Consider the following 14,408-nt stretch of genomic DNA (forward strand, 5'->3'; position numbering starts at 1 on the left):
CACCATGAGCGTACACGCCCTCTCCACGCAAAAGACCGAGGCGAGCCTGCTCAGCCTCGACGAACACCGCCCGGGCCGGGTGGGCCGCTGGCTGGTGCTGGCAGGTTTCGGCGGTTTCCTCCTGTGGGCCGCGCTGGCGCCGCTGGACAAAGGCGTGCCGGTCAGCGGCAGCGTGATGGTCGCCGGTAGCCGACAGGCCGTGCAGCCCCCCACGGGCGGGGTGATCGAGCAGTTGCTGGTGCGTGACGGCGACACGGTGAGCGCCGGCCAGGTCGTGCTGCGCATGGATCCGACCCAGGCCCAGGCCCAGGTCGGTTCGCTACGGGTACAGTACGTCAACGCCCGCGCCGCCGAGGCGCGCCTGCTGGCCGAGCGCGATGGCAGGGCTTCGATCGACTTCCCCCAAGGCCTGCGTGACCAGGCCGCCAGTGCCTGGGTGGCCACGGTGCTGGAGAGCCAGCGGCAACTGCGCAGCAGCCGCGCCCAGGCGCTGGAGATGGAGCTTGGCGGCCTGCGCGAGAGCATCGCTGGCGCCGAAGCCTCGCTGCAGGGCCTGCAAGGCTCGCTGGCCAGCAAACAGGCCCAGCGTGACGCGCTGGACGAACAGTTGCGCGGCCTGCGCGAACTGGCTCGGGATGGCTACATCGCCCGCAATCGCCTGCTCGACAGTGAGCGCCTGCTGGCCCAGGTCAACGGCTCGATTGCCGAGGACTTCGGCAGCATCGGCCGCGCCCGGCGTCAGGTCCTGGAACTCAAGCTGCGCATCGGCCAGCGCCAGCAGGAGTACCAGAACGAAGTGCGCCAGCAGCTCACCGAGCTGCAGGCCAGCGCAGAGGACCTGGACAACCGCCTGCGCAGCGCCGAGTTCGAGCTGGCCCATACCCAGGTGCGGGCCCCCGTGGCCGGCACCGTGGTGGGCCTGAGCGTGTTCACCGACGGTGGCGTCATCGCCCGGGGCCAGCAACTGATGGAGATCGTGCCGCGCGATGCGCCGCTGCTGGTTGAAGCCCGTGCCTCGGTGGACATGATCGACCGCCTGCGCCCCGGGTTGCCGGTGGAGTTGATGTTCGTCGCCTTCAACCAGAGCACCACGCCACGAGTGGATGGCGAGGTGACATTGGTCTCGGCCGATCGCCTGATCGACGAAAAGACCCAGCAGCCCTACTACCAGGTGCGCATCAAGGTCAGCGACCAGGGCCTCGGCCAACTGGCCGGCCTGGATATCCGCCCGGGCATGCCGGTGGAGGCCTTCGTGCGGACTGGCGAGCGCTCGCTGCTCAACTACCTGTTCAAGCCACTGGCCGACCGGGTGCATGTCGCCCTGACCGAGGAATAAGGGGATGTCCGTGCTACTGCGTGCCGCCTGCCCGCTGCTGTTGTTCACGAGCCTGTCGGCGCAGGCCCTGGACCTGGGTGACGCCTATGCCCTGGCGCTGCGCAACGATCCCACCTGGCAGGGCTCCATCGCCGAGCGCGAGGCCGGGCTCGAAAACCTGGCGATCGGTCGCGCTGGCCTGCTGCCCAGGTTGTCGTATCGCTACAACCGCGCCCGCAACGATTCCGAGGTGACCCAGCGTAGCCAGTTCGGCGACGTGACCACCCAGCGCGATTACCGCAGCTACAGCTCGACCCTGACCCTCGAGCAGCCGTTGTTCGACTACGCCGCCTGGAGCGACTACCGCCGTGGTGTGGCCCAGGCCGCCCTGGCCGACGAGCGCTATCGCGGTCGTGGCCAGGAGCTGATGGTGCGTCTGTTCGGCGCCTACAGCGAAGCGTTGTTCGCCAACGAACAGATCGCCTTGGCCCAGGCCCAGCGGCGTACCTATGCCGAGCAGATGACCCTCAACGAGCGCCTGCTCAAGGGCGGCGAGGGCACCCGCACCGATGTGCTCGAAACCCGCGCCCGCTACGAGTTGGCGCAGGCCCAGGAAATCGAGGCTGGCGACAATCTCGATGCGGCGCTGCACGCCTTGCAGGCGATCATCGGCGAGCCGGTGGTGGTCGAGGACCTGGCGCCGATGACCGCCGATTTTCGCGTCCAACCCCTGACCCCCACACGTTTCGAGCGCTGGCGCGACCTGGCCGTGGCCCACAACGCCGAGCTGGCCAGCCAGCGCCATGGGTTGGAGGTCGCCGAGCAGAACATCGAGCGGCAACGGGCCGGGCACCTGCCTTCGTTGAGTGCCTATGCCAGCAAGGGCATTTCCAGTTCGAGCTCCGAGAGCAGCTACAACCAACGCTACGATACCGACAGCATCGGCGTGCAGTTGAGCGTGCCGCTGTATGCCGGGGGCGGGGTGCAGGCGTCAGTGCGTCAGGCTCGTGCCCAGCGCGATGCCGCGGGGTTCGAACTGGATGCTCAGCTGAACGACACGCTCACCCAACTGCGTCGGCAGTTCAACCTGTGTGCTAGCGGCACGGCGAAGATCCGCGCCTACGACCTGGCGGTGAAGGCGGCCTCGGCCCTGGTGCAGGCCACACGCAAGAGCGTGCGGGGAGGGGAAAGGGTCAACCTCGATGTGCTGGATGCCGAGCAACAGCTGTTCAGTGCCAGGCGTGACCTGGCGCAGGCACGCCATGAGTACCTGCGGGCGTGGTTGCAGCTGCGCTATCTGGCGGGCGTACTGGAGGCGGGGGATCTGAATGCGTTGAGCAGGTATTTCCTGTCGCACGGATAGTGCGTCGGCGCTCCGACACCTGCACCAGATAAAAAAGGGAGCCGACGATGCGCGTCGGCTCCCCCTCGATGACCGTCCTGGTCAGCGATCAGTGTTCGGCAACCGCCTTGCGCCTGGGCGCCTCGTTGCCGTGCTCGTCAAGCTCCAGCACCGGAACCTCATTGCCGTCGGCGTCGAACAGCTTGCCGTCCTTGAAGTAGTCGCCATCGCGCAGGGCCGAGATGTCCGAGTACTGGATGGTGCGCTCGTAGGCCGCGGCGAACACCGACTGGTTTTCCGAGTTGCCGGTGGTGAAGTGGTTGAAGATCAGGTTCAGCAGGATGGCCATGATCGCCGCCGAGCTGATGCCGGAGTGGAAGATGGTTTCGAACCAGCTCGGGAAGTTGTGGTAGAAGGTCGGCGCCGCGATCGGGATCATGCCGAAGCCCAGCGAGGCAGCGACGATGATCAGGTTGACGTTGTTCTTGTAGTTGACCTTGGACAGGGTGCGGATGCCGCTGGCCGCCACGGTGCCGAACAGCACGATACCCGCGCCGCCGAGGACCGGGGTCGGTACCGCGGCGATGACCCGGCCCATGATCGGCAGCAGGCCCAGCACCACCAGGATTACCCCCCCGGTGGCCACCACGTAGCGGCTCTTCACCCCGGTCACGGCCACCAGGCCGACGTTCTGGGCAAAGGCGCTCTGGGTGAACGAGCCGAAGATCGGCGCCAGGATGCTCGACGCCATGTCGGCGCGCAGGCCATTGCCCAGGCGCTTGGAGTCGACCTTGGTGTCGATGATCTCACCCACGGCGAGGATGTCCGCCGAGGTTTCCACCAGGGTCACCATGATCACGATGCACATCGACAGGATCGCGGCGATATGGAAGGTCGGCATGCCGAAGTGGAACGGCGTGGGGAAGGCGAAAATCGGGCCTTCGGTAACTTTGCTGAAGTCGGTCATGCCCAGCGCCCAGGCAATCAGGGTGCCGGCGACCATGGCCAGGAGGATCGACAGGCGCGAGATGCTCGCGCTGCCCAGCTTGCTCAGCAGCAGGACGATGGCGAAGGTCAGGGCCGCCAGGCCGATGTTGGCCACGCTGCCGAACTCCGGCGAGGCGCTGTTGCCGCCCATCACCCAGCGTGCGGCCACGGGCATCAGGGTCAGGCCGATGGTGGTGATGACGATGCCGGTGACCAGCGGCGGGAAGAACTTGGTGATGCGCGAGAACACCGGGGTGATCAGGAAACCGATGAGCGAGGCCGCCATCACCGCGCCCAGCACCGAAGGCAAGCCGCCACCGCTCTGGCTGCCGAGGATCGCGCCCATGGTCGCCACGCCGGCGAACGACACGCCCTGCACCAGCGGCAGCTGGCAGCCGAAGAACGGCAGGCCAAGGGTCTGCAGCAACGTCGCCAGGCCTCCGGCGAACAGCGAGGCGGCGATCAACAGGCCGATTTCCGCCGGGGCCAGGCCGGCGGCCTGGCCGAGGATCAGGGGTACGGCGACAATCCCTCCATACATGGTCAGGACATGCTGCAGCCCGTAGGCCAGGTTGGCGCCAAGGCCGAGGTTCTCGTCCTCGGGGCGCGGGGCGGGAGACGTGCTGGGGGACGTGGTCATTGGAGCAGGCTCTCTGTTTATTGTTGTGCCGCTACTGTAGACAACTAACACAAAAAATTGCCACAAAAATTGTATACAAAGTTTTGATCGTAGCGACGGAACTGGTGCGTCCAGGGTGCGTGAAACCTGGATGCAGGTTGCGTTCCAACTTGCAGGATGCTGTTCCAGAGGGGTGTGTACAAAGAGCTTGGCAGGCGTATGAAAGCTGTCTGGCTGGACAGGAAAGCCGTCACAGCCAGATAGATAGCAAGCTAAGAGATATCAATCTTCGATGAGTTCGCGCAGCTCGCGCATCATTTCGGTGCTGTCACCCACGTTCAGTTCCACCAGACGGTGCAGATGGGTCATCGAATCGATGTCGATGTGCAGGCAGATGAAACCCAGACGGCTCGGCTCCTCGTGGCGCAGTTCGACCTGCATCAGCACCTGGGTCTTCTTGTCGTTGAGGTGGATGATCGCTTCGAAATCCTGGGTGAGGTCGGCATTCCAGGGATCGGGGCGCTCGATCAGCAAGCCCTTGAGCGACAGGTCGAGCAGTTTCACCGGCCAGCGCCGCTCGCCCTGGCGCAGTTCAGTGGGAGCATCGAAGGCGATGCGTTGAAAGCGGCGGCGTTCGTCGTGGTCGCTCATGGGAAAAGCCCTCGGGGGTTCAACCTGACTATAGTGGGTTATGGTGCAGTATCAGGTACCGCAATCTGGCCGCAGAGGCTCTAGACCAAAGCAAGTGTGGCAATGCGCGATGAGTCGCCCTAGACTCGATGGGCGGTCTTTCCAATCCACCAGCTGGAAGTAAACCATGAACAACAATAATAGCCTGCTACGCCACATTCCGTGGCTGGCGCTGGCAGTCATAGGGGCCTGCGCGCTGGGTGTGGTCGCCCTGCGTCGCGGTGAGGCCATCAACGCCTTGTGGATCGTGGTCGCGGCAGTGGCCCTTTACCTGGTCGCCTACCGTTACTACAGCCTGTTCATCGCCACCAAGGTGATGCAGCTCGACCCCCGCCGGGCCACGCCCGCGGTGCTCAACAACGATGGCCTGGACTACGTCCCGACCAACAAGCACATTCTCTTCGGCCACCACTTCGCCGCCATCGCCGGCGCCGGCCCGCTCGTCGGCCCGGTGCTCGCCGCGCAGATGGGCTACCTGCCCGGCACGCTGTGGCTGATCGCCGGCGTGGTGCTGGCCGGCGCGGTGCAGGACTTCATGGTCCTGTTCCTCTCCACCCGCCGCAACGGCCGCTCGCTGGGCGACATGGTTCGCGAGGAAATGGGCCGCATCCCGGGCACCATCGCCCTGTTCGGCTGCTTCCTGATCATGATCATCATCCTCGCGGTGCTGGCGCTGATCGTGGTCAAGGCCCTGGCCGAGAGCCCGTGGGGCATGTTCACGGTGATGGCGACCATCCCGATCGCGATGTTCATGGGCATCTACATGCGCTACATCCGCCCGGGCCGCATCGGCGAGATCTCGGTCATCGGCGTGGTCCTGCTGCTGCTGTCGATCTGGCTGGGGGGCCAGATCGCCGCAGATCCGGTGTGGGGCCCGGCGTTCACCTTCACCGGCGTGCAGATCACCTGGATGCTGGTCGGCTACGGTTTCGTCGCTGCCGTGCTGCCGGTGTGGCTGGTGCTGGCGCCGCGTGACTACCTGTCGACCTTTCTCAAGATCGGCACCATCGTCGGCCTTGCCATCGGCATCCTGATCATCGCGCCCGAACTGAAGATGCCGGCGCTGACCCAGTTCACCGACGGCACGGGCCCGGTTTGGAAGGGCACCCTGTTCCCGTTCCTGTTCATCACCATCGCCTGCGGCGCGGTGTCCGGCTTCCACGCGCTGATCTCCTCGGGGACCACGCCCAAGCTGCTGGACAACGAAACCAACGCCCGCTACATCGGCTACGGCGGCATGCTGATGGAGTCGTTCGTCGCCATCATGGCCATGGTCGCCGCCTCGGTGATCGAGCCGGGGGTGTACTTCGCCATGAACAGCCCGGCCGCGGTGGTCGGTGCCGACGTCGTCTCGGTGGCGCAGACTGTGAGCAGCTGGGGCTTCATGATCACACCCGAGCAGCTCGAGGCCACAGCCCGTGATATCGGCGAGCACACCATCCTGGCCCGTGCCGGTGGTGCACCGACCCTGGCGGTGGGCATTGCGCAGATCCTGCACCAGGTACTGCCGGGTGAGAACACCATGGCGTTCTGGTACCACTTCGCGATTCTGTTCGAGGCGCTGTTCATCCTCACTGCAGTAGACGCCGGTACCCGTGCCGGTCGCTTCATGCTGCAGGATTTGCTGGGCAGCTTCGTGCCGGCCCTGAAACGCACCGAGTCGTGGACCGCCAACCTGATCGGCACCGCCGGTTGCGTGGCGCTGTGGGGCTATCTGCTGTATCAGGGCGTGATCGACCCTCTGGGTGGCATCAACACCCTGTGGCCGCTGTTCGGCATCTCCAACCAGATGCTCGCCGGCATCGCCTTGATGCTGGGTACCGTGGTGCTGATCAAGATGAAGCGCCAGCGCTACGTCTGGGTCACCCTGCTGCCGGCCGTGTGGCTGCTGATCTGCACCACCACCGCGGGCCTGATCAAGTTGTTCGACCCGAACCCTGCGGTCGGCTTCCTGGCCCTGGCCAAGAAGTACAGCACCGCGCTGGATGCCGGCCAAGTGCTGGCCCCGGCCAAGGACATCGGCCAGATGCAGCATGTGATCTTCAACGCCTACACCAACGCCGGCCTGACCGTGCTGTTCCTGGTGGTGGTGTTCAGCGTGCTGTTCTTCGCCGTCAAGGTTGGCCTCGCCGCCCTGGGTCGCAAGGAGCGCACCGACAAGGAAACCCCGTTCCAGGCCCTGCCTGACGCTTGAGAGGATCGCCGCGATGTTCAACGACCTGGGTCGACTGGGCAAGTACCTGGGGCAGGCCGCCCGCCTGATGGTCGGCATGCCCGACTACGACAACTATGTCGAGCACATGCGCAAGAAGCACCCGGACAAGCCGGTGATGAGCTACGAAGAGTTCTTCCGCGAGCGCCAGGAAGCGCGCTATGGTGGCAAGTCCGGGCCCAAGTGCTGTTGAACCCGCGACACGCGTGAACCAGTGGGAGCCCGGGCAACCGGGCTCCCACTTTCATTTTCAGCTGCAGGAGACAACCGCGTGCAAACGCCGATTCCCGTTACCGTGCTGACCGGCTTCCTTGGCGCCGGCAAGACCACATTGCTCAAGCATATGCTCAGGGCCGAGCATGGCCTGAAGCTCGCCGTGATCGAAAACGAATTCAGCGAGGCCGGCATCGACAGCCAGCTGCTGGGCGATGAACCGGTGCAGGTCATGACCCTGGCCAACGGCTGCGTGTGCTGCAGCATCCATGGCGACCTGACCCGGGCCCTGTACCTGCTGCTCGAACGGCTGGATGCCGGTGAAATCGCCTTCGATCGCCTGGTCATCGAGTGCACCGGCCTTGCCGATCCGGCGCCGGTGGCGCAGACCTTCTTCATCGATGAAGAGCTGCGCGAGCGCTATATCCTCGACGGCATTATCACCCTGGTCGACACCGCCCATGCCGAGCTGCACCTGACCCAGGCCATCGCCCAGGCCCAGGTTGGCTTCGCCGACCGCCTGCTGCTGAGCAAGACCGACCTGGTCGAGCCACAGGTGGTCGACGCCCTGCGCGAGCGTCTGGCGCGTATCAATGGCCGGGCGGCAATCCGCGTGGTCGAGCACGGCCGCATCGACCTGGCCGAGCTACTCGATGTGCGCGGCTTCAACCTCAACCCGGACCTGGGCATCAGCCCAAAGCCCACCTTGCGCCCGCTGCTCAAGCCGGCCACCCCTGACCGTATCTCGACGCTGGTGCTGCGTACCGAAACGCCGTTGGACATCGATCGGCTCAGCGACTTCATGAACGAGCTGCTGGAAGAGCACGGCAAGCAATTGCTGCGCTACAAGGGGGTATTGAACATTGCCGGTGAGGACCGCCGTCTGGTGTTCCAAGGGGTGCTCAAGCTCTATGGCTTTGATTGGGACGCCGAGTGGAAGGACGGCGAGACACGGGAAAGCGTGATGGTGTTCATTGCCGATGAGCTGCCGGAAGAGAATATTCGGGCAGGGTTTGAGGCGTTATATCACGCATGAGTGGGACGTAGCTGACTGGTTGATGCCGCCAAATGGCGGCATTTTTTTGCCTCGTTCAATACATTGGGCCACACGCTATGGCCCCCTTGAAAGAGGTACCTTTTTTGGTGCGCTTGGTCGAGTCACAAGCGGGTGATTGCCTGGCAGCTGACTGAGGCGATGAAGCAGCAGAGGGTCAGCAAGAAGGCGCTTGCCGAGCGCATGCACACCAGCCGTACGGCGGTCGATCGAGCGCTTGATCATACGGATGCCGGCATGACGCTGGCAACGCTGGCCAGTGCGGCGAGAGCCTTGGATCAGCGCGTGGAAATACGTCTCGTGCCGGATGTCGCAACAACTCGCTGAGAACAACCACAAAAAAGCCCGGCACATGGCCGGGCTTTTTCACATCAGGCGTCCGCCAATCAGTTGCCGTACACCGGCAGCTTCTTGCAGATGGCCTTGACCTTCTCGCGCACGGCGTCGATCACCGCTTCGTTGTTCAGGTCGGCCAGGATGTCGCAGATCCAGCCAGCCAGTTCGCGGCACTCGGCTTCCTTGAAGCCACGGGTGGTGACGGCAGGGGTGCCGAAACGCAGGCCCGAGGTGACGAACGGCGAACGTGGGTCGTTCGGGACCGAGTTCTTGTTGACGGTGATGAACGCCTTGCCCAGGGCGGCGTCGGCGTCCTTACCGGAGATTTCCTGCTTGATCAGCGACAGCAGGAACAGGTGGTTCTGGGTGCCGCCGGATACGACGTCGAAACCACGCTCGATGAACACTTCGGCCATGGCCTGGGCGTTCTTTACCACTTGCTGCTGGTAGGCCTTGAACTCAGGCTGCAGCGCTTCCTTGAAGCAGATCGCCTTGGCGGCGATGACGTGCTCCAGCGGGCCGCCCTGGGCGCCCGGGAAGACCGCGGAGTTCAGCTTCTTCTCGATGTCGGCGTTGGCGCGGGCCAGGATCAGGCCGCCACGCGGACCGCGCAGGGTCTTGTGGGTGGTGGTGGTGACCACGTCGGCGAACGGAACAGGGTTCGGGTACACGCCGGCGGCGACCAGGCCAGCCACGTGGGCCATGTCGACGAACAGGTAGGCACCGACCTTGTCGGCGATTTCGCGGAAGCGTGGGAAGTCCAGGACCTGCGAGTAGGCGGAGAAGCCGGCGACGATCATCTTCGGCTTGTGCTCCAGGGCCAGTGCTTCGACTTCGTCGTAGTTGATCAGGCCGTTGGCGTCGATGCCGTACTGGATGGCGTTGTACAGCTTGCCCGAGGAGGAGACGCTGGCGCCGTGGGTCAGGTGACCGCCGTGGGCCAGGCTCATGCCCAGGATGGTGTCACCGGCCGACAGCAGGGCCAGGTAGACGGCGGCGTTGGCCTGGGAGCCGGCGTGCGGCTGGACGTTGGCGTAGTCGGCGCCGAACAGCTCCTTGGCGCGGTCGATGGCCAGCTGCTCGACGACGTCGACGTACTCGCAACCACCGTAGTAGCGCTTGCCTGGGTAGCCTTCGGCGTACTTGTTGGTCAGAACCGAACCCTGGGCCTCCATGACCGCCGGGCTGGTGTAGTTTTCCGAAGCGATCAGCTCGATATGCTCTTCCTGGCGCAGGGCTTCTTGCTGCATGGCTTCGAAGAGCTCGGCGTCGTACTTGGCAATGGTCAAATCACGGCTGAACATGGCAGTCCTCAAGGATCGGGCAGAATTGGGGGGGCATTCTAACCGATTGATTCGCCGCTGGCATATGAAGTGGCATCAAGTCGCGGACCAATGGCCCTCATGTTGCAGCCCGCGCCGTTTCTGGGCTGGAGTTGACTTTTGGGTCCGTTTTTCAAGGCTTGGCGCCGTGCACTGTGGGAGCGGCCTTGCGTCGCGAAAGGGCCGCAAAGCGGCCCCGGCGATCTTTGCGTTAACACTTAGGTCCTGGGGCTGCTGCGCAGCCCTTTCGCGACGCAAGGCCGCTCCCACGGAAACCGTCTCGTGTCACCGTCGTCACTGGAACATGAACAACGTCTCGTTGCTGAACTGCGCCTCGAACTGGTTGGCCGGCATCGGCCTGCCGAACAGGTAGCCCTGCACCTCGTCGCAGCCGTGCTCGCGCAGGAACTCCAGCTGCTCGTGGGTCTCCACGCCCTCGGCGATCACCGCCAGGTTGAGGCTGTGAGCCATGGCGATGATCGCCCGGGCGATCTGTGCGTCCTGCTCGCCCTCGGGCAGGCCGTCGACGAAGGTGCGGTCGATCTTGAGCACGTCGATGGGGAACTGCTTGAGGTAGTTGAGCGACGAGTAGCCGGTGCCGAAGTCGTCGACCGCGATGCTCAGGCCGAGATTCTTCAGGCTGTCGAGGATCTGCATGGCCTCGTTGACCTCGCGCATCAGGATGCTTTCGGTCAGCTCCAGCTCCAGGCAGGCCGGGGGCAGCCCGGTTTCCTCGAGGATGGTGGCGATGCGCGTACCCAGTTGGCCGTCGGAGAACTGCCGGGCGGAAATGTTCACCGACACCTTCGGTACCCGCACCTTCTCCTTGTGCCAGGCCTTGAGTTGGCGGCACGCCTCGCGCAGCACCCAGTCGCCGACGTCGACCACCAGGCCCAGCTCTTCGATCACCGGGATGAAGTCGCCCGGCGGCACCAGGCCGCGGGTCGGATGGCGCCAGCGCAGCAGCGCCTCGGCGCCGGTCAGGCGCTTGCCGTCGCCGCTGAACTGCGGCTGGTAGTAGAGGGTGAACTCGTTTTGCTCCAGGGCATGGCGCAGGTCGCTCTCCAGCTCCAGGCGCTCCAGGGCGCTGGCGTTCATGTCTGCCTGGTAGAACTGGAAGTTGTTCTTGCCGCGCTCCTTGGCGTGGTACATCGCCGTGTCGGCGTTCTTCATCAGTTGGCTGAGCTCGCTGCCGTCCTGCGGGCTCAGGGCGATGCCGATACTGGCGGTGACAAAGAACTCGCGGTTTTCCAGGACGAACGGCGTGACCAGCCCGTCGAGGATGTGCTCGGCGACATGGATCGCCCGGTTGAGCGCCTGCTCGCGGGTGGCCTTGGGCTGCAGCAACAGGGTGAACTCGTCGCCGCCCATGCGCGCCACGGTGTCGTCGTCGTCGACGCAGGCCAGCAGGCGCTCGGCCATGTCCTTGAGCATGCGATCACCCGCGGCGTGCCCGAGGGAGTCGTTGATCGGCTTGAAGCGGTCGAGGTCGAGGAACATCAACACCACCCAGGCCTTCTGCCGTTCGGCCTGCTGCAGGGCGGTGTACAGGCGGTCCTGGAACAACGTGCGGTTGGGCAGGTGGGTCAGGGCGTCGTAGTAGGCCAGGCGGTGGATGCGCTGTTCGCTGGCCTTGCGCTCGCTGATGTCGGTGAAGAAGCACACGTAGCTGGCCAGGTCGCCCTCGTCGTCGAGCACTGCGGTGATGCCCACCCACGCCGGGTAGTGCTCGCCGTTGCGGCGCTTGAGCCAGACCTCGCCTTCCCAGGTACCGCGCTGGCTCAGTTGCTTGAGCACGTAGCCCAGCTGGGCGCTCTGCTGCTGTTCGACGGTGAGCATGCCGGGCAACTGGTCGAGCACTTCGGCCACGGCATAGCCGCTGACCCGGCTGAAAGCCTCGTTGGCCTGAACGATATAGCCGGCCGGGTCGGTGATGAGGATCGCCGAGGTGGAGTGTTCGAACACCGTCGCGGCCATGCGCAGGTCTTTCTCGGCACGGCGCTGCTGGCTGATGTCGCGTCCCACGCCGAGCACGCCTTCGAAGCGCTCGTGTTCGTCCCACACCAGCACCAGGCGCAGCTCGATGGGGATCTTGCGGCCATCGGCGCGCAGGCAGTCGAACAGGAACAGCTGGGTGGGCAGGGTGCTGCGCAACTGGGCCAACTGCTCACTGTCGCCCAGCACCTTGCTGACCCGCTCCAACAGGTTGTAGACGCCGCTGAGCTGGGCGGGGTTGGCGACGATCGACTGCCAGCCGTTGGCGAAGATCCAGTCGGCCTGGTAGCCCAGCACCGCCTGCACCGAGGGGCTGACGTAGTTGAGCTGCAACTGGCTATCGGTGGAGAAGATCACGTCGCTGATGCTCTCGGCGAGCATGCGGTAGCGCTGCTCGCTGTCGCGCAGGGACTCGCTGGCCTCGATCTGCACGGTGACGTCCTTGCCCACGCCGATGATGCGGGTGACCTGGCCCTCGCTGTCGCGGGTCAGCACCTGCTCGCGGATGTCGTAGCAGCGCCAGCCGCCGTCACGGTGGCGGAAACGCAGCTGGCAGTGCAGCGACTCGCCGTGGCCGGTGTCGCGCTGCTGCTGGCGCAGGGCACGATAGTGCTCGGCGTCGCCGGGGTGCAGGAGCATTTCCCAGAAGCGGTCGCCCATCTGCGCCAGTTCCACACGGTCGTAGCCCAGGGTCTGGCCGAGGTGGCGGTTGCTGAAGATCATGCGCTGGCTGTTGACGTCCTGCACGTAGAGCTGGTCGGGCACGGTGCGCACCACGTCCGACCAGAAGCCTTCGCGTTCGAGCAGCGACAGCTCCACCTGCTTGCGGCTGGTGATGTCGCTGATGCTCAGGATCACCGCCTGGTAGTCGCGGCGCTGCTGGGGCAGGCGGGCCATCAGCCACAGGTGCAGTTCGCCACCCTGCGGGGCGGGCAGGCGCACCTCCAGTTCAAGCTGCTGGCGCTCTTCGATCAGCGCGTCGATCAGTTGCATGCCGATACTGTCGCGGCTGTCGCCGCTGCCCTCGATCAGGCGCTGCCAGGCGCCTTCGTGGCTGTCGACATTGAGCAGCTGACGCGCCACCTGGTTGATCTCGGTGATCTTCAGTTCCGCCAGCAGCGTGCGGCGCAGCTTGGTGTCCAGCGCCAGGCTGTGCTTGAGCGCGGCGCGGTTGCGCAGGTGGTAACGGTCGAGCTGGCCGGGCAGGCTGGACAGGTCGAGCACGCACAAGGCCACGCCAGTGCCCTCGAAAATTTCCTGGTAGCGTCGGCGATCCTCCTGCAGGGCGCGCTGGCGGCGACGCATGTTGATCAGCGCCAGCACCGGCAGCAGGGCGCAGAACAGCACCAGCACACACTTGCCGATCAGCGCCGGCAGCAGTTTGTCGCGGGCCATGCCTGCGTCGAACAGGCCGCGCAGTTGCCAGGTGCTGTTGTCGATGAACGCGAGCATCACGCTTTGCAGCGGTTCGTCGCTGGCCTGGCGGTGGCCATGGTGCTGGATGATCTCGCCGCTGCGGCTGTTTTCCAGCAGCCACAGGGGGTGGGTAGGGCCGTCCAGGTGGCGGGTCAGCTCCTGGTAGTAGTCCGGGCTCAGGCGCAGCAGCCAGTAGCCGCGGTCCTGCTCGGCCGGCTGGCGCAGCAGCAGGTACACTCGCTGGTTGTCGGCGCCGTTGCCATAGAAGAAGGCGCGGCCTTGGTTCAGTTGCAGAAGGTCGTCAATCAACTGACGGTCCGGCGTGCCGTCGAGGCTGTCGCTGCGTACCTGCCCGGCGGCGTCCAGCCAGGCCAGGTCGCGCAGGGCCGGCAGGCGCGCCTGCAAGGTGGTGAGCAGGCTCGGCAGGGCGGCGGGCGCCGGTGGATTGACGTAAGGCTGGACCAGGTTCAGCGATTGCTGGGCCTTCAGCGCCATGTTCAGGCCCAGGTGGTCGGCCAATTCGGCGCTGGTCGTCAGGCTGTGCTGACGCAGGTCGGCCTGGGTATGGCGGAACTGGGCGAACAGTTGCCACAACAGCAAACCCAGCAAAACCAGGGCGAGCAGGGCCAGCGCCCCCTTGAGCGAGCCACGCAGGTGTGTGCCGGCCGAGGTGTCGGCAGGCCGCAGGGATGACGGTTGCGTGAGATTGGTCAAGCGTTGGGTCCTGCGATTTGGCTGGCGATGGCAGGGGTTGCGTCCTCGCAGCATGCACGGCGCGTGCCGTGGTCGCTGGGCGCACTATAAGGCGCACGCGAGAAGCCGACTAGCATGCCCGCAAACATGGCAAAGTGCCAGTCCGTATGTCCGCGCACCGCCCGGCAGCCGGTCATGTCGGTTCGGCAAGCCC

8 protein-coding genes and 2 pseudogenes are annotated in these 14,408 nt (G+C 65.1%); 6 read left to right on the plus strand and 4 right to left on the minus strand.

Going from position 1 to position 14,408, the window contains the following annotated elements; all coding sequences use genetic code 11:
• Positions 1 to 4: 4 nt before the first annotated feature.
• Together AC25M7_RS23205 and AC25M7_RS23210 are read left to right on the plus strand one after the other, a co-directional pair.
• A complete protein-coding gene (locus AC25M7_RS23205) occupies positions 5 to 1,336 on the plus strand; it encodes an HlyD family type I secretion periplasmic adaptor subunit (RefSeq protein ID WP_236248672.1) in 1,332 nt (443 codons plus the stop codon).
• A 4-nt stretch (positions 1,337 to 1,340) separates the two neighbouring features.
• Positions 1,341 to 2,678, plus strand: coding sequence for a TolC family outer membrane protein (locus tag AC25M7_RS23210; protein WP_232853737.1), 1,338 nt, complete (start codon positions 1,341 to 1,343; stop codon positions 2,676 to 2,678).
• Between the two features lie 88 nt (positions 2,679 to 2,766).
• Here the strand turns inward: AC25M7_RS23210 and AC25M7_RS23215 are convergent, their stop codons facing one another.
• Both AC25M7_RS23215 and AC25M7_RS23220 read right to left on the minus strand, forming a co-directional pair.
• Positions 2,767 to 4,284 carry a nucleobase:cation symporter-2 family protein gene (locus AC25M7_RS23215; RefSeq protein WP_028691345.1) on the minus strand — a complete coding sequence of 506 codons (1,518 nt, stop codon included), beginning with the start codon at positions 4,282 to 4,284 and terminating at the stop codon, positions 2,767 to 2,769.
• Between the two features lie 261 nt (positions 4,285 to 4,545).
• Positions 4,546 to 4,914, minus strand: a complete 369-nt coding sequence (locus tag AC25M7_RS23220; protein ID WP_028691346.1) for a PilZ domain-containing protein — start codon at positions 4,912 to 4,914, stop codon at positions 4,546 to 4,548.
• Positions 4,915 to 5,080: 166 nt separating this feature from the next.
• Between AC25M7_RS23220 and AC25M7_RS23225 the strand changes: the two genes are divergently transcribed.
• The 4 genes and pseudogenes from AC25M7_RS23225 to AC25M7_RS23240 all read left to right on the plus strand — a co-directional run.
• Positions 5,081 to 7,147, plus strand: coding sequence for a carbon starvation CstA family protein (locus AC25M7_RS23225; protein ID WP_062362098.1), 2,067 nt, complete (start codon positions 5,081 to 5,083; stop codon positions 7,145 to 7,147).
• A 13-nt stretch (positions 7,148 to 7,160) separates the two neighbouring features.
• Positions 7,161 to 7,358 carry a YbdD/YjiX family protein gene (locus AC25M7_RS23230; protein WP_028691348.1) on the plus strand — a complete coding sequence of 66 codons (198 nt, stop codon included), beginning with the start codon at positions 7,161 to 7,163 and terminating at the stop codon, positions 7,356 to 7,358.
• A 78-nt stretch (positions 7,359 to 7,436) separates the two neighbouring features.
• Positions 7,437 to 8,414, plus strand: coding sequence for a GTPase (gene yjiA / locus AC25M7_RS23235; protein WP_028691349.1), 978 nt, complete (start codon positions 7,437 to 7,439; stop codon positions 8,412 to 8,414).
• A 126-nt stretch (positions 8,415 to 8,540) separates the two neighbouring features.
• A pseudogene (locus tag AC25M7_RS23240) lies at positions 8,541 to 8,759 on the plus strand (Fis family transcriptional regulator); the annotation flags it as partial.
• A 59-nt stretch (positions 8,760 to 8,818) separates the two neighbouring features.
• On the opposite strand, the gene glyA reads toward AC25M7_RS23240, so the two are convergent.
• Both glyA and AC25M7_RS23250 read right to left on the minus strand, forming a co-directional pair.
• Positions 8,819 to 10,072, minus strand: a complete 1,254-nt coding sequence (glyA, locus tag AC25M7_RS23245; protein ID WP_028691350.1) for a serine hydroxymethyltransferase — start codon at positions 10,070 to 10,072, stop codon at positions 8,819 to 8,821.
• Positions 10,073 to 10,384: 312 nt separating this feature from the next.
• Positions 10,385 to 13,369: pseudogene (locus tag AC25M7_RS23250) on the minus strand (sensor domain-containing protein); the annotation flags it as partial.
• Positions 13,370 to 14,408 lie beyond the last annotated feature (1,039 nt).

Source organism: Pseudomonas sp. P106(2024) (assembly GCF_057480815.1).

Coding starts and splice junctions, on each gene's coding strand:
- AC25M7_RS23205 (WP_236248672.1), top strand. CDS start 5: ATGAGCGTACACGCCCTCTCCACGCAAAAGACCGAGGCGAGCCTGCTC.
- AC25M7_RS23215 (WP_028691345.1), bottom strand. CDS start 4,284: ATGACCACGTCCCCCAGCACGTCTCCCGCCCCGCGCCCCGAGGACGAG.
- AC25M7_RS23225 (WP_062362098.1), top strand. CDS start 5,081: ATGAACAACAATAATAGCCTGCTACGCCACATTCCGTGGCTGGCGCTG.
- glyA (WP_028691350.1), bottom strand. CDS start 10,072: ATGTTCAGCCGTGATTTGACCATTGCCAAGTACGACGCCGAGCTCTTC.
- AC25M7_RS23230 (WP_028691348.1), top strand. CDS start 7,161: ATGTTCAACGACCTGGGTCGACTGGGCAAGTACCTGGGGCAGGCCGCC.
- AC25M7_RS23220 (WP_028691346.1), bottom strand. CDS start 4,914: ATGAGCGACCACGACGAACGCCGCCGCTTTCAACGCATCGCCTTCGAT.
- AC25M7_RS23210 (WP_232853737.1), top strand. CDS start 1,341: ATGTCCGTGCTACTGCGTGCCGCCTGCCCGCTGCTGTTGTTCACGAGC.